Raw genomic sequence first — 20612 nt, forward strand, 5'->3', positions numbered from 1 at the left:
CCGGTTTCCGCTTTCCAGTTGCGACGGTTTTCGATGAGTTATCAGGTTCTTGCACGTAAATGGCGTCCGCGCTCGTTCCGCGAAATGGTCGGCCAGACCCATGTGCTCAAGGCTCTGATCAATGCCTTGGACAGCCAGCGGCTGCACCACGCCTATCTGTTTACCGGCACCCGCGGGGTGGGCAAGACCACCATCGCGCGGATCATTGCCAAATGTCTGAATTGTGAAACAGGCATCACTTCCACACCGTGCGGCACCTGCTCGGTGTGCTGCGAGATCGATGAAGGGCGCTTCGTCGACCTGATCGAGATCGACGCCGCGAGCCGGACCAAGGTCGAGGACACCCGTGAATTGCTGGATAACGTGCAATACGCACCAAGCCGCGGACGCTTCAAGGTCTACCTGATCGACGAAGTGCACATGCTCTCCAGTCACTCGTTCAACGCCTTGCTCAAGACCCTCGAAGAGCCGCCACCCTACGTCAAGTTCATCCTCGCAACCACCGACCCGCAGAAGCTGCCGGCGACCATTTTGTCCCGTTGCCTGCAGTTCTCCCTGAAGAACATGACGCCCGAACGGGTGGTCGAGCACCTGAGTCATGTGCTGGGTGTGGAGAACGTGCCGTTCGAAGACGACGCATTGTGGCTGCTGGGCCGTGCCGCCGACGGATCGATGCGTGACGCCATGAGTCTGACTGACCAGGCCATTGCTTTCGGTGAAGGCAAGGTCATGGCCGCCGATGTGCGAGCGATGCTCGGCACCCTTGATCACGGCCAGGTCTATGACGTTCTCCATGCGTTGATCAATGGTGACGCCAAGGCGTTGCTGGAGGCTGTGCGCCATCTGGCGGAGCAGGGCCCGGACTGGAACGGCGTGCTCTCGGAAATTCTCAACGTGCTGCACCGGGTGGCGATTGCCCAGGCATTGCCCGAAGGGGTCGACAACGGTCATGGCGATCGTGACCGGGTACTGGCCCTGGCCCAGGCGCTGCCGGCCGAAGACGTACAGTTTTATTACCAGATGGGCCTGATCGGCCGTCGCGATCTGCCATTGGCTCCGGACCCGCGGGGGGGCTTCGAAATGGTCTTGCTGCGGATGCTGGCCTTCCGTCCGGCGGACACCGCGGATGCGCCGAGACAGCCGCTAAAGCCAGTGGGGATCAGCCAGGCCACAGTTGATTCCGCCCAAGCCGTGGCGGTACCAGCACCTGCTGTGCCTGTGGCTCCCGTTACTCCGATTGCCAGCGCGCCGGTCGCACCGGCAGCCGCTCCGGCTCCGGCTCCGATTCCCGCTCCGCCGGTTGCGCCTGTACCTGTCGCCCCGCCGGTTGCCGAAGCGGTTGCCGTCGAAGCGGTTGACGTCGAGCCTGGGCCGGTGGCCGCCGAGGAGGTGGTCGACCTGCCTTGGAACGATCCGGTAGCGCCGCAGATCGAGCAGCAACCAGCTGTTGAACCGGTGCTGGAAGTGGTGGCCGAACAGCCCGAGCTGACGCCAATGCCAACTCCAACGCCCGACAGTGTGGTGCCGGATGCGCCGGAGTGGGTCAGTGCGCCGGTGCCTGAGCCGAGTGTCGCCGAGGTCGAGGCTGCCACCCCGGGCATCGATCTGGATGACGAGCCGCCCCTGGACGAGGACTACATCGAGCCGGACATGGACTCGGCCTACAGCTATCTTGACGAGCTGGCCAGTGAGCACGCCGCCGATCCGGCCCCGGAACCCGAGCCGGAACCCGCGGCCAAGCCGGCCACCGGCCTGGCCCTGGAATGGCTGCAGCTGTTCCCGAAACTACCGATCTCCGGCATGACTGGCAGCATCGCCGCCAACTGCACCCTGATGGCCGTAGAGGGCGACAACTGGCTGTTGCACCTGGACCCGGCCCACAGCGCGCTGTTCAACGCCACTCAGCAGCGCCGCCTCAATGACGCGCTGAACCAGTACCACGGACGTACCCTGACCCTGGCCATCGAGCTGATCAAGCCCGAGCAGGAAACCCCGGCCCAGGCGGCTTCACGGCGCCGGGCCGACCGTCAGCGCGAGGCGGAGGAGTCGATTCACGGCGATCCGTTCATCCAGCAGATGGTCCAGGAGTTCGGTGCCGTGGTGCGCCAGGATACTATTGAACCTGTCGAGGCCCTGGTCGCTCAGGGTTGATCACTTAAAGGGCGTCGGGCCATGGGCCGGGCGCTGTTTCAATCCCCGTACTTTGAGGTAATTCCCATGATGAAAGGTGGCATGGCCGGCCTGATGAAGCAGGCACAGCAGATGCAGGAAAAAATGGCCAAGATGCAGGAAGAACTGGCCAACGCCGAAGTCACCGGCAAGGCCGGCGGCGACATGGTCACTGTGGTCATGACCGGTCGTCACGACATCAAGCGTGTGAGCATCGACCCGAGCCTGCTGGAAGGCGTCAGCGAAGATGACCGTGAAGTGCTGGAAGATCTGTTTGCGGCGGCGGTCAATGATGCCGTGCGCAAGATCGAGTCCAACAGCCAGGAAAAAATGTCCGGCATGACTGCCGGCATGCAACTGCCTCCAGGCATGAAACTGCCGTTCTGATTCGCCCGGGCGTTTCGGATGGACGTAAAAAAGCCAGGCCTTGAGCCTGGCTTTTTTTATCCTGTCGATAAGCACTGCGCTGTTCGCATGAGCCGGCTTGCCGGCGAAGGCCGCCCCCCGATCTCTCTGCAGAAACATCGAACGCCACGGCCCTCTCAGGGTCTGCACCCTATACAGTCCTATCCAACCCTCGATACAGGAGTGTCTGTGATGCCGCAAACATTGACCCTCAACCAGCGTGTGGTGCTGGTCTCTCGTCCCCAGGGTGCACCGGTCCCTGAGAACTTCCGCCTGGAGCGGGTCGCCTTGCCGGAACTGGCGGACGGCCAGGTCCTGCTGAAGACCCTCTACCTGTCCCTGGACCCCTACATGCGTGGCCGCATGAGCGACGCACCGTCCTACGCCGCACCGGTGGAAATCAATGAAGTCATGACCGGTGGCGCAGTGAGTCGGGTCGAACGTTCGCTGAATCCGAAGTTCCAGGAAGGCGATCTGGTGGTGGGGGCCACTGGCTGGCAGAGCCACTGCATCAGTGATGGCCGTAACCTGATTCCCGTGCCTTCCGGCCTGCCCAGCCCCTCCATGGCCTTGGGCGTGCTGGGCATGCCCGGGATGACCGCCTACATGGGGCTGATGGACATCGGTCAGCCCAAGGCCGGGGAAACCCTGGTGGTGGCTGCGGCGTCCGGAGCTGTGGGCTCTGTTGTGGGGCAAGTGGCCAAGCTCAAGGGGCTGCGGGTGGTGGGTGTGGCCGGCGGTGCGAACAAGTGCCGTTACGTGGTCGAGGAATTGGGTTTCGACGCCTGCATCGATCACAAGAGCGCCAGTTTTGCCGATGAACTGGCCCAGGCCTGCTTCAAGGGTGTGGATATCTACTTCGAGAACGTCGGTGGCAAGGTGTTCGATGCCGTTCTGCCGTTGCTCAATCCCAAGGCGCGCATTCCTCTGTGCGGGCTGATCGCCCAGTACAACGCCCAAGAGCTGCCGCCGGGTCCGGACCGCCTGCCGCTGTTGCAGCGCACCATGCTGACCAAGCGGGTGCGGATTCAGGGCTTTATCGTTTTTGACGACTATGGCGACCGGCATCCAGAGTTCATCAAGGCCATGGCGCCCTGGGTGCGCGAAGGCAAGGTCAAGTTCAAGGAGGATGTGGTCGAAGGCCTGGAGCAGGCGCCTGAAGCCTTCATCGGCCTGCTGGAAGGGCGCAACTTCGGCAAGCTGGTGGTCAAGGTTGCCGCGCACGCGAGTATTTGACGCTACCCTGAGGCGCGGGTATAAACCGCGTCTCGTTGTTTTGTCGGACCTTTGCTCATGAGCTTCAGCCCCCTGATTCGCCAACTGATCGATGCCCTGCGCACCTTGCCGGGCGTGGGTCAGAAAACCGCCCAGCGCATGGCCTTGCAGCTGCTTGAACGTGATCGCAGTGGCGGTTTGCGCCTGGCCCAGGCCCTGAGCCAGGCCATGGAAGGGGTGGGCCATTGCCGTCAATGCCGGACCCTGACTGAAGACGAGTTGTGCCCGCAGTGCGCCGATCCTCGCCGTGACGACAGCTTGTTGTGTGTGGTGGAGGGGCCGATGGATGTCTACGCGGTGGAGCAGACCGGTTACCGCGGTCGCTACTTCGTGCTCAAGGGGCATCTTTCACCTTTGGACGGCCTGGGCCCGGAAGCCATCGGCATCCCTCAGTTACTGACGCGGATTGAAGAGCAGGGCAGCTTTACCGAGGTCATCCTGGCCACCAACCCCACGGTGGAAGGTGAGGCCACGGCCCATTACATTGCCCAGTTGCTGACCAACAAAGGCCTTATCACCTCGCGTATCGCCCACGGCGTGCCCCTGGGTGGCGAGCTGGAGCTGGTGGATGGCGGCACCCTGGCCCATTCTTTCGCCGGCCGCAAACCCATAGCGCTATAACGCGGTAGGAGCCGGCTTGCCGGCGAAAGAGGCGTCACACATCTTCTTGAAAACCAAGCAAGCGCTTGGTAAGTTTCCTCGACCCTTCAGAGGAGCTTGCCGATGTCTGCCTGCCAGGAATACTTCGACCCCAGCCACCAGTTGGTCCGTGACAGCGTGCGACGTTTCGTCGAACGGGAAATTCTCCCCGAGATCGATCAGTGGGAGGAGGCTGAAAGCTTCCCCCGCGGGCTGTATCTCAAGGCCGGTGCTGCAGGGATTCTGGGTATCGGTTATCCCGAAGCGCTGGGGGGCAGTCACGAAGGTGACCTGTTCGCCAAGATCGCCGCCAGTGAAGAGCTGATGCGCAGCGGTTCCGGTGGCCTGGTAGCGGGGCTGGGCTCCCTGGATATCGGCCTGCCGCCCATCGTCAAATGGGCCCGTCCCGAGGTGCGGGACCGAGTGGCGCCCCAAGTGCTGTCCGGAGAGAAAATCTGCGCTCTGGCGGTGACCGAGCCCGGGGGCGGCTCGGACGTGGCCAATCTGCAGACACGCGCTGTGCGCGACGGCGATCATTATCGGGTCAGCGGCAGCAAGATCTTTATCACCAGCGGCGTACGCGCCGATTTCTATACCGTTGCGGTGCGTACCGGTGAGTCCGGTTACGGCGGTATCAGCTTGCTGCTGATCGAAAAGGGCGCGCCGGGCTTCACTATCGGTCGACAGCTGAAAAAGATGGGTTGGTGGGCCTCGGACACTGCCGAGTTGTTCTTCGACGATTGCCGGGTGCCGGTGGGCAACCTGATCGGCGCCGAGAACATGGGCTTTGCCTGCATCATGGGCAATTTCCAGAGCGAGCGCCTGGCCCTGGCGCTGATGGCCAACATGACCGCACAGATGGCCCTGGAGGAAAGCCTGAAGTGGGCTCGCGAGCGGGAGGCGTTCGGCAAGCCCATCGCCAAGTTCCAGGTGCTCAAGCATCGTCTGGCAGAGATGGCTACGGCTCTGGAGGTCTCACGGGAGTTCACCTATCGCCAGGCGGCGAAGATGGCCGCCGGCAAGAGCGTGATCAAGGAGATTTCCATGGCCAAGAACTTTGCCACCGACACCGCTGACCGTATTACCCATGATGCGGTGCAGATACTCGGTGGCATGGGCTACATGCGCGAGAGCCTGGTGGAGCGCCTGTATCGCGACAACCGCATTCTCTCGATCGGTGGCGGCACCCGCGAGGTGATGAACGAAATCATCAGCAAGCAGATGGGCCTGTAGGAACCTGCTTGCCGATGAACACGCGGGTGGACTCTAGCGCTCAGTCAGCGAAAACTGCGTCAGGCAGAAGGTGGGTATGCCCATGTCTTGCAGCTTCTGCGAGCCGCCCAGTTCCGGCAGGTCGATGATGGCAGCGGCCTCGTAGATCTTCGCCCCCATGCGCCGTACCAGATTGGCCGCGGCAATCAGGGTGCCGCCGGTGGCAATCAGGTCATCGAACATCAGTACTGAATCGCCTTCGCACAGACTGTCGGCGTGGACTTCGAGGAAGGCTTCGCCGTATTCGGTCTGATAGCCCTCGGCGAGTACGTCCGCAGGCAGCTTGCCCTGTTTGCGAAACAGGATCAGCGGTTTATTCAGTTGGTAGGCGATGATTGAGCCGATCAGGAAACCCCGGGCGTCCATGGCACCGATGTGGCTGAAGTCTTCTTCGACATAACGCTGGGCGAAACTGTCGGCCACCAGGCGCAGGGCCCGGGGAGACTGGAACAGAGGGGTAATGTCGCGGAAGATCACGCCCGGTTTCGGGAAGTCGATGACGGGGCGGATCAGGGATTTGATGTCGAAGGAATCGAAGGCCATCTTCAGGTGTCCTGGCGGGCAAATAGGCCGCGCCAGTATACCCGCGACCGAGCGGCTTGGCTCAGTCGCAAGCGCTGTGGTTCAGCCTTCTACCGAGCCGCCGGCCAGGGCGCAGAGCTGGATCGGATCGAGGATGTGCACTTCCTTGCCTTCGGCGGCAATCAGTTCGTTCTGCTGGAAACGGGTGAATACCCGGGACACGGTTTCCACTGCCAGGCCCAGGTAGTTGCCAATTTCGTTGCGCGACATGCTCAAGCGGAACTGGTTGGCCGAAAAGCCCCGTGCGCGGAAACGCGCGGAGAGGTTGACCAGGAAGGTGGCGATGCGCTCGTCTGCGGTCTTTTTCGACAGCAGCAGCATCATCTGCTGATCGTCACGGATTTCACGGCTCATGACTCGCATCAATTGGCGGCGCAGTTGCGGCAGTTGCAGAGCCAGTTCGTCGAGGCGTTCGAAGGGGATCTCGCACACCGAGGTGGTTTCCAGGGCTTGTGCCGAAACCGGATGGCTTTCGGTATCCATGCCGGACAGCCCCACCAGCTCGCTGGGGAGGTGGAAGCCGGTGATCTGTTCTTCGCCGCTGTCACTGAGGCTGAAGGTTTTCAGGGCACCTGAACGCACGGCATACACCGAGTCGAAGCCGTCACCCTGACGGAACAGGAATTCGCCTTTTTTCAATGGGCGGCCACGTTTGACGATTTCGTCCAGCGCGTCCATGTCTTCCAAATTCAAGGAAAGTGGCAGGCACAGAGGGGCCAGGCTGCAATCCTTGCAATGGGCCTGGTTATGAGCGCGCAGTTTAACTGGCTCGGACATTCTAGAATCCTTGTGGGAAAACACACATAAGCCGTAAGGGTAACTCACGGGAGGAGGTTCCGGCCAGTCCGTGCCGTATTGACTGTTAGTCGTAAAGCATTCCTTTTATGAGTCGATAACCTGTTAACGAAAGTAACTTGGAGAGCTGCAACTATGTCCTCTGTTGGCGGTATTACTAATGGCAGCAACAACTTGCAGCTACTTTCCGAGACCTCGAAAGGCATTGATGACGATGAACTAAAGGGCTCTCCACTAGTTGCTGAATCTGTGGTCGGAGAGGGCGTCAAAGTGTCGCTGTCGGGTGTTGGACTACAGAAATCCTCCAGTGCTGCGGGCGATGACCGTGACATCGAGGAAAGCGGCCTGCCCGAAAATATTCAACAACTCCTCAAGATGATCAGAAAATTGCAACAACGGATTACTGAGAAGCTTGCCCGGCTTCAGGCGGTCATGGCCGACAAACGCCTGAGCCCGGAAGAGGCCAAGGCCCGGATCGGCAGCCTGCAGTCTGCCCTGGCGGCCCTGAACAGCGGTTTGCTGACGGCCAACGCCTCCCTGGCCAAGGCGATGAAAGAGGCAGGCCTGAGCCCCGAGCAGGTGATGAAAGCCGCTTCCCTGATCATGAAGTCCTAGATGACCCGGGAAAAACGCTGGCGATTCTGTTGGCCCAGATACGCATCGAAGATCATGCACACCGAACGCACCAACAGGCGTCCTGCCGGAAGTACGGTAATGGCCTCGGCGCTGAGTTGAATCAGGCCATCGTCGGCCATCTCCTGCAGGTCCGGCCATAGTTCGTTGAAGTAGCCGCGAAAGTCGATATTGAATGCCTTCTCTATATCTTCGAACTTAAGACTAAAGTTGCAGATCAGTTGTTGAATAACTTCACGGCGCAGACGGTCGTCGGCGTTGCATACCAGACCACGACTAGTGGCCAGTTGTGCGCCCGCCAAGGCATTTTGATACTGGGTCAAGTCACTGCTGTTCTGGCAGTAGAGATCGCCGATCTGGCTGATGGCCGATACTCCCAGCCCAATCAAGTCGCAATGGCCATGAGTGGTGTAACCCTGGAAGTTGCGTTGCAGGGTCGACTCTTCCTGAGCGATCGCCAGCTCGTCGTCGGGCAGGGCAAAGTGGTCCATGCCGATGTAGCGATAACCGGCTGCCGTCAACTGCTCGATGGTGCGTTGCAGCATCTCCAGTTTCTCTGCCGGAGCCGGCAGCTCATTGCCATTGATCCGCCGTTGCGGCATGAAGCGCTCGGGCAGATGGGCATAGTTGAAGACTGAGAGGCGATCCGGTTGCAGGCTGATCACTTCTTCCACGGTGCGGGCGAAGTGCTCTGGGGTCTGCTTGGGCAAGCCGTAGATCAGGTCGATGTTGATGGAGCGGAACTGCAGGGTGCGGGCCGCTTCGATCACGGCCCGGGTTTCCTCCAGGCTCTGCAGGCGATTGACCGCCCGTTGTACCGCCGGGTCCAGATCCTGCAGGCCAATGCTGACCCGATTGAAGCCCAGCTCCCGGAGCAGTCCCATGGTGGACCAGTCGGCTTCCCGGGGGTCGATCTCGATGCCGTAGTCCCCGGAGTCATCGTCCAGCAGGTTGAAGTGCTTGCGCAGCAGCGCCATCAGTTGGCGCAGCTCATCGTGATTGAGAAAGGTCGGGGTGCCGCCGCCGAAGTGCAGTTGCTCGACCCGCTGGTTGGGCGCCAGGTGGCAGGCAATCAGTTGCATCTCCTGTTCCAGGCGTTGCAGGTAGGGCAGGGCGCGGCTGCGATCCTTGGTGATGACCTTGTTGCAGGCGCAGTAGTAGCAGATGTTGGCGCAGAACGGGATGTGGACGTAAAGCGACAACGGACGCTGGGCCTTGCGGCTGTCGCGCAGGGCGTGCAGCAGATCGAAGGCGCCGACCTGGCTGTTGAATTGCACCGCGGTCGGATATGAGGTGTAGCGTGGTCCCGCCAGGTCATAGCGGCGGATCAGATCTGTGTCCCAACGAATGGCGTCGAGCATGCGGGAATTCCCCCGGATAGGCTGGCAGTGTTCGCGAGTCTAGGGGGTTAGGGCTGCGGCCATCTTGATTTGTATCAAGGGTGTTCGGGAGCCGCTGAGGTAGCGCCGACGGGGCGTACAAGCCCTGTAGCCGGGCCCTTTCCAGGGATCAGTGGCCCATCAGCCAGTGCTGATGAGGCCCCGGCAGGGTCCAGATGCCGAACAGCATGACCAACAGTCCTCCGGCCATGCGCACGCTGCGACGGCGCAGCAGGGCGGTAACCCGTTCCGCCGCAAGACCAGTGGCCAACAGCACAGGCCAGGTGCCGAGGCCGAACGCCAGCATCAGCAGAGCGCTATCCAGGGCGTTGCCCTGGCTCGCCGACCACAGCAGGGTGCTGTACACCAAACCGCAAGGCAGCCAGCCCCAGAGCGCACCCAGGAGCAGTGCGCGAGGCAGGCTGGAAACCGGCAGCAGGCGGTTGGCGACTGGCTGGATATGCCGCCACAGGCCCCGTCCAAGGCCTTCGATACGGGTCAGGCCGCTCCACCAGCCGGCCAGGTACAGGCCCATGGCGATCAACAACAAGCCAGCCAGTACCCGCATGAACAGCGCCACCGGACTGCTGGCCACGGCCCAGCCAGCCAGACCCAGCAGCAGGCCGGCCAGGGCATAACTGAGGATGCGCCCGAGGTTGTAGGCCAGTAACAGTCGGAAACGCCGGCTGCGTTGGTCCTGGGGAATGGCCAGGGTCAGAGCGCCCATCAGCCCGCCGCACATGCCCAGGCAATGCCCTCCACCCAGCAAGCCAAGGATCACCGCCGAAACCAGTAGGGGAGCCAGCTCAAGCATGGGGTGGTTCCGCTTTCTTGACCGGCTCGGCGTCGTTGTCTGTCTGGCCCTTGGCTTCGTCCACCGCTGCGGTGTGGCTAGGGTCCTGATCGTCGAATAGGATGCTGTGGGCCGGGCCGTCGAGGTCGTCGTACTGACCGCTGTCGACGGCCCAGAAGAAGATGTAGATGGCGATGGCCACGATCAGCAGGGCGGCCGGAATCATCACATAAAGAGCTGGCATCTGGACTCCAGGCCCGGCGGCTCAGGCCGGCAACAGGCGGGTTTCGGGGGCGCCGGCGCTGTCGGCTGACCGCGGCATGCGGGTCAGGCGCAGGGCATTGAGCACCACGGTCAGGGAACTGATGGACATGCCGACCGCAGCCCAGACCGGAGTGATCCAGCCCAGGGCGGCGAACGGCAGCATCAGGCCATTGTACAGCCCGGCCCAGAGCAGGTTCTCGATGATTACCCGGCGGGTCCGACGGGCCAGGCTGAAGGCCTGCACCAGTGCGTCCAGGCGGTTGGACAGGAGCACTGCATCGGCGCTGGTCTTGGCCAGGTCAGTGGCCGAACCCATGGCCACGCTGATGTCGGCGGCGGCTAGTACCGGCACATCGTTGACCCCGTCGCCGAGCATCAGCACTTTGCGGCCCTGTTGATGCAGCTGTTGCAGTACCTGCAGCTTGTCATCCGGGCGTAGGCCGCCACGGGCTTCGTCGATCTGCAGTTCGGCGGCGACGCTGGCCACCATCGGTGAGCTGTCCCCGGAAAGCAGCAAGGTATGCCAGCCGCGAGCCTTGCAGGTGGCCAGGAGGGCTGGGGCGTCGCTGCGCAGCCGGTCATCGAGCACCAGCCAGGCGAGGGCGCCCAGGCTGTCACCCAACAACAACCACTGGCCGGCTTCATCAGGCATCGAGGGCACCGGGCAGCCGCTGAGTTCGCAGACGAATGCCGGCTGGCCGATGCGCAAGCGCTGTGTGCCCACCAGACCTTCCAGGCCCAGTCCCGGGCTGCTGGTGACCTCTTCGGCCGCCACTGGGGCGCGGCCAAAAGCCCGAGCGATAGGGTGCTCGGAGCGGTTCTCCAGGGCCGCCGCCAGGCTCAGGCAGTCATCGCTGGTCACGCAACCCAGGGGGCGAATGGCGCGCAGTGCCAAGCGTCCTTCGGTGAGGGTGCCGGTCTTGTCGAAAATCACCGTGTCGATCTGGTTCAGGCCTTCGAGCACATGGCCGCGGGTCAGCAGCAGGCCGAGCTTGTGCAGGGTGCCGGTGGCGGCGGTCAAGGCCGTTGGAGTGGCCAGGGACAGCGCGCAAGGGCAGGTGGCAACCAGCATGGCCAGGACGATCCAGAAGGCGCGCGAGGCGTCCAGTTGCCACCACAGCAGGCCGATGGCCGCAGCGGCGATCAACGAGAACAGCAGGAACCACTGGGCCGCGCGGTCGGCGACCTCCGCGAGTCGAGGTTTCTCTGCCTGAGCCCGGTCCAGCAGGCGCACGATGGCTGACAGCCGGGTGTCCTGGCCCAGGGCCTGGACTTCCACCGTCAATGCACCTTCGACGTTCAGCGTGCCTGCGGTGACCATGTCGCCCTGACTGCGGGGCTGGGGTAGGTACTCGCCAGTGAGCAGGGACTCGTCGATGCTCGATTGGCCGTCAAGGATCTTGCCATCCGCCGGCAGTACCGCGCCGGGATGCACCAGCACCCGGTCCCCCAGGCGCAGCTCAGTGAGCAGGATGCGTTCGCTCTGGCCGTCTTCGCTCAGGCGCAGGCAGGAGGCTGGCAGCAGGTTGACCAGTTGTGCGGTGGCTGCTGCAGTGCGTTCCCGGGCCCGGCGTTCCAGGTAGCGTCCGGCCAGCAGAAACAGGGCGAACATGCCCACGGCGTCAAAATACAGCTCGCCGACGCCGCTGATGGCAGTCCAGATCCCGGCCAGATAGGCTCCGCCGATGGCCAGGGACACCGAAACATCCATGGTCAAGTGACGGGTGCGCAAGTCGCGCATGGCGCCCTTGAAGAAAGGTGCACAGCTGTAGAACACGATGGGGGTGGTGAGGAAAAGCGCAACCCAGCGCAGGATGGTGTGCAGCTCCGGGCTCAGGTCGATATTGAATTCCGGCCAGGTGGCCATGGTTGCCATCATCGCTTGGAACCACAGTAACCCGGCGACCCCCAGCTGGCGCAGCGCCAGGCGGTTCTCGCTGGCCAGTTGTTCAGAGGCGCGGTCCGGTTGATAGGGGTGGGCAGCGTAGCCGATGTGTCGTAGCTCGCTAAGGACTTGGCTCAGCGGGAGCTGGCTATCGGCCCAGCGCACATGCAGGCGGTGGTTGGAAAGGTTGAGGCGGGCCTCGACCACTGCCGGCAGGCTGCGCAGATGCTTTTCGATCAGCCAGCCACAGGCGGCGCAACTGATGCCTTCCATCAGCAGAGTGGTTTCCGCCAGCTCGCCTTCGTGGCGGACAAAGGGTTGTTGCACGTCGGCACGATCGTATAGCGCCAACTCATCCAGCAACTGCACAGGCAAGGCTTCGGGGTTGGCCGAGGCTTCACTGCGGTGGCTGTAGTAATGCTCCAGGCCGCCAGCGACAATGGCCTCGGCGACCGCCTGGCAACCCGGGCAGCAGAACTCCCGGGATTCGCCGAGCACGACGGCGGTGAACCGGCTGCCGGTGGGAACCGGCAGGGCGCAGTGGTAGCAAGGCAGTGGCGTGGTCATCGGCGGTCTTTGTGGTCGGGGAAAAACTCATCGCCGGCAAGTCGCCTGCAACCCGGGTGAGGGCAAAGGCGGCGCGCCGGCGATGGACGACAGGTGTTGATCAGTTCAGGTCTTCCGCCCCTTGCAGCGGCTCATCGCCCAGCAGCAGGTCCTTGTCGTGACTGACTTGTTCCTCTTCGAACATGCGCCAGGTCTTGTCGCCTTCGACTCCCAGCAGTTCGACGAAGCGCCGGCCTTCGACCTGATCGGTCAACTGGCCAATGTAGCGACCTTGTTCGGTTTCGCTGCGGGTGAGGTTGATCTTGCGATCTTTCTCCGGCTGGGTCGGCGAGATCAGGTTCAGCTCCAGGGTCTTGGGCTGGCTGTTACCGCTCAGGCGCAGCTCCACTTCGCCGGTCAGTTCGTCGAGGTGCACGTTGGCGCGCATCTTCAGCGTCTGGGCCAGCAACTCGCGGTCCAGGGAGCGGTTGATGCCCTTGCCGGCCTCGTAGTAGTTGTCGTTCACCAGGTTGTCCGGGTTGTTCACGGCAATGGTCACCATGGACAGGGTCAGGGTCACCGAGCAGGCGAGGATGCCGATGATGATCCAGGGCCAGAGGTGTTTGTACCAGGGGCTGGTGGTGGTAGCTGCGGGCATGATCACTTCTCTTGGCTCTTAACGAATTTGTGGGCCGATGAACCGGCTCTTGGCTTCAACGTGGACGCTGTCATCGTCGGCATCCTTGAGGATGAATTTCACCTCGTTGGTGGTCGATGGCAGTTGCTCTGGAGCGATGGACAGTTCCACTGGCATGCTGACGATATCGCCGGCCACCACATGGATCTCGCGCTTGCCCTGCAGCTTCAGGTCCGGCAGGCCAGCGGCATCGAGCACGTAGGTGTGGTCGCGCTGGTCCTTGTTCATGATCTTCAGGCTATAGACGTTTTCGATCCGGCCTTCTGAGTTTTCGCGGTACAGCACCCGGTCCTTGCTGACATCGAAGCCCACCAGTGAACGCATGAAGAACGCGGTGACCAGCAGGCTGATCATGGCCAGCAACACCAGGGCGTAACCGATCAGGCGCGGACGCAGTTTATGGGTTTTCTGTCCGGAGAGGTTGTGTTCGGTGGTGTAGCTGATGAGCCCGCGGGGGTACTCCATCTTGTCCATGATGCTGTCACAGGCGTCGATACAGGCGGCGCAGCCGATACATTCGATCTGCAGGCCATCACGGATGTCGATGCCGGTGGGGCAGACCTGGACACACATGGTGCAATCGATGCAGTCGCCCAGGCCCTGGGCCTTGTAGTCGGCGCCTTTCTTGCGTGGGCCACGGCTTTCGCCACGGCGTGGGTCATAGGAAACGATCAGGGTGTCCTTGTCGAACATCACGCTCTGGAAGCGCGCATAGGGGCACATGTAGATGCACACTTGCTCGCGCAACCAGCCGGCGTTGCCGTAGGTGGCCAGGGTGAAGAAGCCCACCCAGAAGTACGACCAGCCATCGGCCTGGCCAGTGAAGAAGTCGATGACCAGTTCGCGGATGGGCGAGAAGTAGCCGACGAAGGTCATGCCAGTGACGAAACCGATCAGTAGCCAGAGGCTGTGCTTGCTGAGCTTGCGCAGGAACTTGTTGGCGCTCATGGGCGCCTTGTCCAGCTTGATGCGCTGGTTGCGATCGCCTTCGGTGACTTTTTCGCACCACATGAAGATCCAGGTCCAGACGCTCTGCGGGCAGGTGTAGCCGCACCAGACACGTCCGGCATAGACGGTGATGAAGAACAGGCCGAAAGCGGCAATGATCAACAGGCCCGAGAGCAGGATGAAGTCCTGGGGCCAGAACGTGGCGCCAAAGATGAAGAATTTACGTTCCGGCAGGTTCCACCAGACAGCCTGGTGGCCACCCCAGTTGAGCCACACGGTGCCGAAGTACAGCAGGAATAATCCGGCGCCGCCCAGTATGCGCAGGTTACGGAACAGGCCAGTGAAGGCGCGGGTGTAGATTTTTTCCCTGGAGGCGTAGAGGTCGACGCTGTTGGTCGCGTTTTTGGCAGGCGGGGTAACGTCTTGTACGGGAATCTGGTTGCTCATCATTGCATCCCACGGCAGTGGAAAAATGCCTCGGCCAGTACATGCCGGCCGGGGTCAAAAGGGGTGTTGCAGTGGCGCAATGATACGCCTGTAGCTCTAGCGCAAGGGTGCGACCTTTGGTCGCGTTGGGGGAAATCAACTGATGGTGTAATGACTTGAATCAATTGACTTGTGGATTATGGACCGTTTTGCACGGCGCGCCGTTCAATTCTTCCATGGGTTGATCAGGCCTACGCAGCAGGCCTCGAAGTCCTCCATATTGTAGAAACGTTACTGCCGGGTTGCCGCGAAGGGTGATCCACCGTCGAGCTCAGCCGATGTAAGGCGCAAACAAAACGGCCCCGCCAATGCTGATTGGCGGGGCCGTTGAGTGTTGCTTTCAGTCGTCGCTCTTACTCGGCGTCGGCCTTCTTGTCACCGTGGGACAGGCTGTAGACATAAGCCGCCAGCAGGTGAACCTTGTCATTGCCTTGCAGTTGTTCCTGAGCAGGCATCACGCCCTGACGGCCGTGACGAATGGTCTGCTGCAGTTGGGCGAAGCTCGAGCCGTAGATGAACGCTGCCGGGTGAGTCAGGTTCGGGGCGCCCATGGCTGGGGTGCCTTTGCCTTCCGGACCGTGGCAGACCGCGCAGTTGGCGGCGAACAGCTTCTGGCCATTGACCGGGTCGGCCTTGATGCCTTCCGGCAGTTTGCGGCCGTCGAGGTTGGTCAGGACATAAGCGGCAACGTCACTGACGCCCTGTTCCTTGATCACGTCCACCCAGGCGGGCATCACCGCGTGGCGACCGCCCATGATGGTGGCCTTGATGGTTTCCGGCTCGCCGCCCCAGCGCCAGTCGGCGTCGGTCAGGTTGGGGAAGCCATAGGCGCCCTTGGCGTCGGAACCGTGGCAGACCGAGCAGTTGGAAGCGAACAGGCGACCGCCCATTTTCAGGGCTTGCGGGTCCTTGGCCACTTCTTCGATAGGCATGGCGGCGTATTTGGCGAAGATCGGACCGAACTTGGCGTCCGACTTGGCCATTTCCTTTTCCCACTCATGCACGCCGGTCCAGCCGGACTGGCCGTTGGCGAACGGGGTCTGCTTCTCGTTATCGAGGTAGTTGTAGCCAGGCAGGACGCCTTTCCAGTTGCCCAGGCCCGGGTACAGCACCAGGTAACCCAGGGCGAAGACGATGGTGCCGACGAACAGCATGAACCACCACTTCGGCAGGGGGTTGTCGTACTCCTCGATCCCGTCGAAGGAGTGGCCGACCGTCTCGTCGGTCTGCTCGGTGCGCTGGCCCTTGCGGGTCGACAGCAGCAGCCAGGTCAGGGCGAAGATGGTACCCAGACTGAGGACTGTGACGTACAGACTCCAGAACGTAGTCATTCTTTGTTACTCCTAGAAGCTTGCTCGACGTGCTTGATGGCGTCGGGATCATCCGCGAACGGCAGCAAGGTCGCGTCTTCAAACTCGGACTTGCGCTTGGGGCTGAACACCCAGAGCGCCAAGCCGATGAAGGCCACCATCACAACAAGGGTGCCCAGGCCACGAATCATCCCGATATCCATCTAGATCACCGTTTGCTTTTGATGATGGTGCCCAGGCCTTGCAGATAGGCCACCAGCGCGTCCATTTCGGTTTTGCCCTTCACGGCATCCTTGGCACCGGCGATGTCTTCGTCGGTGTAAGGGACGCCGAGCGTGCGCAAGACTTCCATTTTCTTCGCGGTGTCTTTGCCGTCGAGCTTGTTTTCTACGAGGAACGGATAAGCCGGCATCTTCGACTCGGGAACAACGTTGCGCGGGTTGTACAGGTGCGCACGCTGCCAGTCATCGGAGTAGCGGCCGCCGACACGGGCCAGGTCCGGGCCGGTACGCTTGGAACCCCACAGGAACGGGTGGTCCCAGACGCTTTCGCCGGCCACCGAGTAGTGACCGTAGCGTTCGGTTTCAGCACGGAACGGACGGATCATCTGCGAGTGGCAGCCGACACAGCCGTTGGCGATGTACACGTCGCGGCCTTCCAGTTCCAGTGCGGTGCGCGGCTTCATGCCTTCCACCGGCTTGTTGGTGACGTCCTGGAAGAACAGCGGGACGATCTGGGTCAGGCCGCCGATGCTGACGGCGATGACCATGAAGAAGGCCAGTAGGCCAATATTCTTCTCGACTACTTCGTGCTTCATCAGTGAGCTCCAACTACAGCGATCTGAGCGGCGGCTTCAGCTTCAGCCGGGTTCGAGGCGCGAACGGTACGGAACACGTTGTACGCCATGATCAGCATGCCGGTGGCGAAGAACGCACCGCCCAGAGCACGGACGATAAAGCCCGGGTGGCTGGCTTGCAGTGCTTCGACGAAGGAGTAGGTGAGGGTGCCGTCATCGTTGATTGCACGCCACATCAGACCCTGGGTAATACCGTTGACCCACATCGAGGCGATGTAGAGCACGGTACCGATGGTAGCCAGCCAGAAGTGGGTGTTGATCAGGCCGGTGCTGTGCATCTGCTGACGACCGAAGACTTTCGGAATCAGGTGATACAGAGCGCCGATGGAGATCATCGCTACCCAGCCCAGAGCGCCGGCGTGTACGTGGCCGATGGTCCAGTCGGTGTAGTGCGAGAGCGAGTTGACGGTCTTGATCGCCATCATCGGACCTTCGAAGGTCGACATGCCGTAGAACGCCAGGGATACCACCAAAAAGCGCAGGATCGGGTCGGTGCGCAGCTTATGCCAGGCGCCCGACAGGGTCATCATGCCGTTGATCATGCCGCCCCAGCTGGGTGCCAGCAGGATGATCGACATGGCCATGCCCAGGGACTGGGCCCAGTCCGGCAGAGCGGTGTAATGCAGGTGGTGCGGACCGGCCCAGATGTACAGGGTGATCAGCGCCCAGAAGTGCACGATGGACAGGCGATAGGAGTAGATCGGACGCTCGGCCTGCTTGGGTACGAAGTAGTACATCATCCCCAGGAAGCCGGTGGTCAGGAAGAAGCCCACGGCGTTGTGGCCATACCACCACTGGATCATGGCGTCAGTCGCACCGGCATAGGCCGAGTAGGACTTGAAGAAGCTGACCGGCAGGGAGGCGTGGTTGACGATGTGCAGCATCGCGGTCACCACGATGAAGGCACCGTAGAACCAGTTACCGACGTAGATGTGCTTGGTCTTGCGCTTGGTGATGGTGCCAAAGAACACCAGGCCGTAGGTGACCCAGACGATCGCCAGCAGGATAGCCAGAGGCCATTCCAGTTCGGCGTATTCCTTGGTGGTGGTGTAACCCAGTGGCAGGGTCACGATCGCACCGACGATCACCGCTTGCCAACCCCAGAAGGTGAAGGCCGCAAGGCTGTCGGAAATCAGTCGCGTCTGGCAGGTTCGCTGCACGACATAGTAAGAGGTGGCAAACAATGCACATCCACCGAAGGCGAAGATCACCAGGTTGGTGTGCAGCGGGCGCAGGCGTCCAAAGGTCGTCCATGGCAGACCGAAGTTCAACTCCGGCCAGACCAGTTGCGAGGCGATGAAGACACCGAGCCCCATGCCAAGGATCCCCCAGACCACCGTCATGATGGCGAACTGGCGGACTACCTTATAGTTATAAGCAGTCGGACTGATTGCTGTGCTCATTCTAAGGTTCCACGGTTTGGGTGTTTTATTAGGGATAAAAATCGGCCGCAAGTATGGAGAAAGCAGGGGGTCATTGCAACGCGCCATGACCTGGGTCAATGCGTTCCATGCCTGATTCTGCGGCCTTTCCCTATGCCGAGTAGGGACAAAAAATGCCCTCGGACAAAATGTCGCAGTGGACAAAAAACTCGGGGTGTCAGGTCAGATGTAACCGGGTGTGTGGAAGCCCGCGGATCAGCTGACAGGCGGTAAGCCAGTCGACAGCCGGTATAAACCAGCCTTTGCGGCCTGTCATCGAGCGAAAGCTTCGAACGTCTAGGATACCGATGGCCTGTGACCGGTCATTGCCAGTGCGCTTCGGGGCAAGCTTAGACCTGATTCGGATCAGTGCAAACGCGGCGGGGGAGAGGGGTGCGACACTTGGTCGCAAAGAGGCAGGGGGAACTTCAAGTGACAGGCTGCAAGTTGAAAACCTGCAGCCTGCGGATGTTGCCTTACTGGTCGTTTGCGGCTTGTTGCTTGTTGCCGTGGGAGAGGCTGTACACGTAGGCGGCCAGCAGTTGCACCTTGTCATTGCCGAGCAGTTCGCTCTGCGCCGGCATATGGCCCTGGCGACCGTGGCGGATGGTCTGTTGCAGTTGCGCCAGGCTGGTGCCGTAGATGAAGCCGGCAGGCTGGGTCAGATCGGGCGCGCCCATGATCTCGGTGCCCTTGCCGTTGGCGCCGTGGCAGGCTACGCAGGTGGTGCTGAATGCTTGCTGTCCGGCCAGCAGGTCAGCATCGCTGTCTGCAGGCAGAGGCAGGCCGGCCAGTTCATGACGAACATAGGCCGCAACGTTCTTCACCCCGTTTTCCTTGAGCACTTCACCCCAGGCCGGCATGGCCGCCATGCGGCCGCCCATGATGGTGGCCTTGATGGTGTCAGCGCTGCCGCCCCACCGCCAGTTGTCGTCCGCCAGGTTGGGGAAGCCGAAAGCACCCTTGGCGTCAGAGCCGTGGCACACCGAGCAGTTGGAAGCGAACAGGCGTCCACCCATCTTCAGTGCTTGTGGGTCCTTGGCCACTTCTTCCACGGGCATGGCAGCGAATTTGGCGAAGATCGGCCCAAATTTCACGTCCGCCTTGGCCATTTCCTTTTCCCATTCCTTGGTCTGGGTCCAGCCGTCTTCATAGCCCGGCAGGATGCCTTTCCAGTTGCCCAGACCCGGGTAGAGGATCAGGTAGCCCACGGAAAACACCAGGGTCCCGGCGAACAATAGGAACCACCATTGCGGCAGGGGGTTGTCGTACTCCTCGATGCCATCGAAAGCGTGGCCCATGGTCTGGTCCACGCTGCCCTTGGTTTCACCCTTGCGGGTGCCGACCAGCAGCCAGGTCAGGCCGATCAGGCTGCCGATGGTCAGTACGCAGATCCACGTACTCCAGAAGGTGGTCATGGCCGAATGCTCCTTGTCGCAGGCTCTTGAGGTTGAGCGTCATCAGATGAATGGCCGGCGTGCGCCGCGCCCGGCGCCGGATCGTCGGCGAAGGGCAGCAGGCGTGCCTGGGCAAACTCGGGGTTGCGTTTGGCGTTGAATACCCAGATCGACAGGCCGATGAAGGCGATCATCACCACCAGGGTCCCGAGCCCGCGGATCATGCCGCTATCGAGTTCAAAACCCATGGCTCACCTCTTGCTCTTGATCGCAGTGCCAAGCACTTGCAGGTAGGACACCAGGGCGTCCATCTCGGTCTTGCCCTTGAGCGAGGCGGTGGCCCCGGCGATGTCGTCGTCGGTGTAGGGCACGCCGAGGGTGCGCATGACCTTGAGCTTGGTTTCGGTATGGCTGCTGTCCACCGGTGCTGTTACCAGCCACGGGTAGGCCGGCATCTTCGACTCGGGCACGACGTTGCGCGGGTTGTACAAGTGCGCACGGTGCCAGTCATCGGAGTAGCGGCCGCCGACACGGGCCAGGTCCGGACCGGTACGCTTGGAACCCCACAGGAACGGGTGGTCCCAGACGCTTTCACCGGCCACCGAGTAGTGACCATAGCGTTCGGTTTCAGCGCGGAACGGACGGATCATCTGCGAGTGGCACTGTACGCAGCCTTCGCGGATGTAGATGTCACGGCCTTCCAGTTGCAGGGCGGTGTAGGGCTTCATGCCTTCCACCGGCTTGTTGGTGACGTCCTGGAAGAACAGCGGGACGATCTGGGTCAGACCGCCGATGCTCACCGCGAAGACCATCAGCAGCATCAGCAGGCCGACGTTTTTTTCAATCGTTTCGTGTTTCAT

21 protein-coding genes are annotated in these 20612 nt (G+C 61.6%); 6 read left to right on the forward strand and 15 right to left on the reverse strand.

The window, feature by feature from the left end; translation table 11 throughout:
• The first annotated feature begins 33 nt into the window (after window positions 1-33).
• From dnaX to ACSSVC_RS13870, 5 genes are all read left to right on the forward strand, one after another.
• Entirely contained in the window at window positions 34-2151 is a 2118-nt protein-coding gene (gene dnaX / locus ACSSVC_RS13850; RefSeq protein WP_492612414.1) for a DNA polymerase III subunit gamma/tau, read from the forward strand.
• Between the two features lie 66 nt (window positions 2152-2217).
• Entirely contained in the window at window positions 2218-2556 is a 339-nt protein-coding gene (locus ACSSVC_RS13855) for a YbaB/EbfC family nucleoid-associated protein (protein WP_015634779.1), read from the forward strand.
• A 210-nt stretch (window positions 2557-2766) separates the two neighbouring features.
• A complete protein-coding gene (curA, locus tag ACSSVC_RS13860; protein WP_492612415.1) occupies window positions 2767-3810 on the forward strand; it encodes an NADPH-dependent curcumin/dihydrocurcumin reductase in 1044 nt (347 codons plus the stop codon).
• A gap of 57 nt (window positions 3811-3867) precedes the next feature.
• The gene (recR, locus tag ACSSVC_RS13865) at window positions 3868-4470 is read left to right on the forward strand and encodes a recombination mediator RecR (protein WP_346631810.1); all 603 of its coding nucleotides are present in this window, start codon (window positions 3868-3870) and stop codon (window positions 4468-4470) included.
• A gap of 102 nt (window positions 4471-4572) precedes the next feature.
• Window positions 4573-5721, forward strand: a complete 1149-nt coding sequence (locus ACSSVC_RS13870; RefSeq protein ID WP_492612416.1) for an acyl-CoA dehydrogenase family protein — start codon at window positions 4573-4575, stop codon at window positions 5719-5721.
• Between the two features lie 33 nt (window positions 5722-5754).
• Here ACSSVC_RS13870 and ACSSVC_RS13875 read toward each other — a convergent pair whose 3' ends face one another.
• Window positions 5755-6303 carry an adenine phosphoribosyltransferase gene (locus ACSSVC_RS13875; protein WP_346631808.1) on the reverse strand — a complete coding sequence of 183 codons (549 nt, stop codon included), beginning with the start codon at window positions 6301-6303 and terminating at the stop codon, window positions 5755-5757.
• A gap of 81 nt (window positions 6304-6384) precedes the next feature.
• Window positions 6385-7119 (reverse strand): Crp/Fnr family transcriptional regulator FnrA, encoded by a 735-nt coding sequence (gene fnrA / locus ACSSVC_RS13880; RefSeq protein WP_011060230.1) that lies wholly within the window; start codon window positions 7117-7119, stop codon window positions 6385-6387.
• A 153-nt stretch (window positions 7120-7272) separates the two neighbouring features.
• Between fnrA and ACSSVC_RS13885 the strand changes: the two genes are divergently transcribed.
• Entirely contained in the window at window positions 7273-7752 is a 480-nt protein-coding gene (locus ACSSVC_RS13885; protein ID WP_492612417.1) for a hypothetical protein, read from the forward strand.
• Here the strand turns inward: ACSSVC_RS13885 and hemN are convergent.
• The 13 genes from hemN to ccoO (ACSSVC_RS13950) all read right to left on the reverse strand — a co-directional run bounded on the left by hemN (window position 7749) and on the right by ccoO (ACSSVC_RS13950) (window position 20612).
• Window positions 7749-9131: an oxygen-independent coproporphyrinogen III oxidase gene (hemN, locus tag ACSSVC_RS13890; RefSeq protein ID WP_346631806.1), complete on the reverse strand. Its 1383-nt coding sequence runs from the start codon at window positions 9129-9131 to the stop codon at window positions 7749-7751. The two genes, ACSSVC_RS13885 and hemN, sit on opposite strands and share 4 nt — an antisense overlap.
• 148 nt (window positions 9132-9279) lie before the next feature.
• The gene (locus ACSSVC_RS13895; protein ID WP_123725831.1) at window positions 9280-9963 is read right to left on the reverse strand and encodes a sulfite exporter TauE/SafE family protein; all 684 of its coding nucleotides are present in this window, start codon (window positions 9961-9963) and stop codon (window positions 9280-9282) included.
• Window positions 9956-10186, reverse strand: coding sequence for a cbb3-type cytochrome oxidase assembly protein CcoS (gene ccoS / locus ACSSVC_RS13900; protein WP_346631805.1), 231 nt, complete (start codon window positions 10184-10186; stop codon window positions 9956-9958). The genes ACSSVC_RS13895 and ccoS overlap by 8 nt, the downstream gene beginning before the upstream one ends.
• A gap of 21 nt (window positions 10187-10207) precedes the next feature.
• Window positions 10208-12658 (reverse strand): heavy metal translocating P-type ATPase, encoded by a 2451-nt coding sequence (locus tag ACSSVC_RS13905; protein ID WP_492612418.1) that lies wholly within the window; start codon window positions 12656-12658, stop codon window positions 10208-10210.
• A 100-nt stretch (window positions 12659-12758) separates the two neighbouring features.
• On the reverse strand, window positions 12759-13295 hold the full coding sequence (locus tag ACSSVC_RS13910) for a FixH family protein (RefSeq protein ID WP_346631803.1): 537 nt from the start codon (window positions 13293-13295) through the stop codon (window positions 12759-12761).
• Window positions 13296-13313: 18 nt separating this feature from the next.
• Window positions 13314-14729, reverse strand: a complete 1416-nt coding sequence (gene ccoG / locus ACSSVC_RS13915) for a cytochrome c oxidase accessory protein CcoG (RefSeq protein ID WP_446440188.1) — start codon at window positions 14727-14729, stop codon at window positions 13314-13316.
• Window positions 14730-15121: 392 nt separating this feature from the next.
• A complete protein-coding gene (gene ccoP / locus ACSSVC_RS13920) occupies window positions 15122-16099 on the reverse strand; it encodes a cytochrome-c oxidase, cbb3-type subunit III (protein ID WP_346631801.1) in 978 nt (325 codons plus the stop codon).
• The gene (locus tag ACSSVC_RS13925) at window positions 16096-16281 is read right to left on the reverse strand and encodes a CcoQ/FixQ family Cbb3-type cytochrome c oxidase assembly chaperone (RefSeq protein WP_011060239.1); all 186 of its coding nucleotides are present in this window, start codon (window positions 16279-16281) and stop codon (window positions 16096-16098) included. Before ACSSVC_RS13925 ends, ccoP (ACSSVC_RS13920) begins: the two co-directional genes overlap by 4 nt.
• A 5-nt stretch (window positions 16282-16286) precedes the next feature.
• Window positions 16287-16895: a cytochrome-c oxidase, cbb3-type subunit II gene (gene ccoO, locus ACSSVC_RS13930; protein ID WP_011060240.1), complete on the reverse strand. Its 609-nt coding sequence runs from the start codon at window positions 16893-16895 to the stop codon at window positions 16287-16289.
• Complete coding sequence (gene ccoN / locus ACSSVC_RS13935) at window positions 16895-18337, reverse strand: cytochrome-c oxidase, cbb3-type subunit I (RefSeq protein ID WP_159897364.1); 1443 nt, start codon at window positions 18335-18337, stop codon at window positions 16895-16897. The genes ccoO (ACSSVC_RS13930) and ccoN overlap by 1 nt, the downstream gene beginning before the upstream one ends.
• A 494-nt stretch (window positions 18338-18831) precedes the next feature.
• Window positions 18832-19773 carry a cytochrome-c oxidase, cbb3-type subunit III gene (gene ccoP, locus ACSSVC_RS13940; RefSeq protein WP_123725348.1) on the reverse strand — a complete coding sequence of 314 codons (942 nt, stop codon included), beginning with the start codon at window positions 19771-19773 and terminating at the stop codon, window positions 18832-18834.
• On the reverse strand, window positions 19770-20000 hold the full coding sequence (locus ACSSVC_RS13945; RefSeq protein WP_123725347.1) for a cbb3-type cytochrome oxidase subunit 3: 231 nt from the start codon (window positions 19998-20000) through the stop codon (window positions 19770-19772). Before ACSSVC_RS13945 ends, ccoP (ACSSVC_RS13940) begins: the two co-directional genes overlap by 4 nt.
• A gap of 3 nt (window positions 20001-20003) precedes the next feature.
• Window positions 20004-20612: a cytochrome-c oxidase, cbb3-type subunit II gene (gene ccoO / locus ACSSVC_RS13950; protein WP_123725346.1), complete on the reverse strand. Its 609-nt coding sequence runs from the start codon at window positions 20610-20612 to the stop codon at window positions 20004-20006.

Source organism: Pseudomonas sp. E1BtOHC1 (assembly GCF_058744285.1).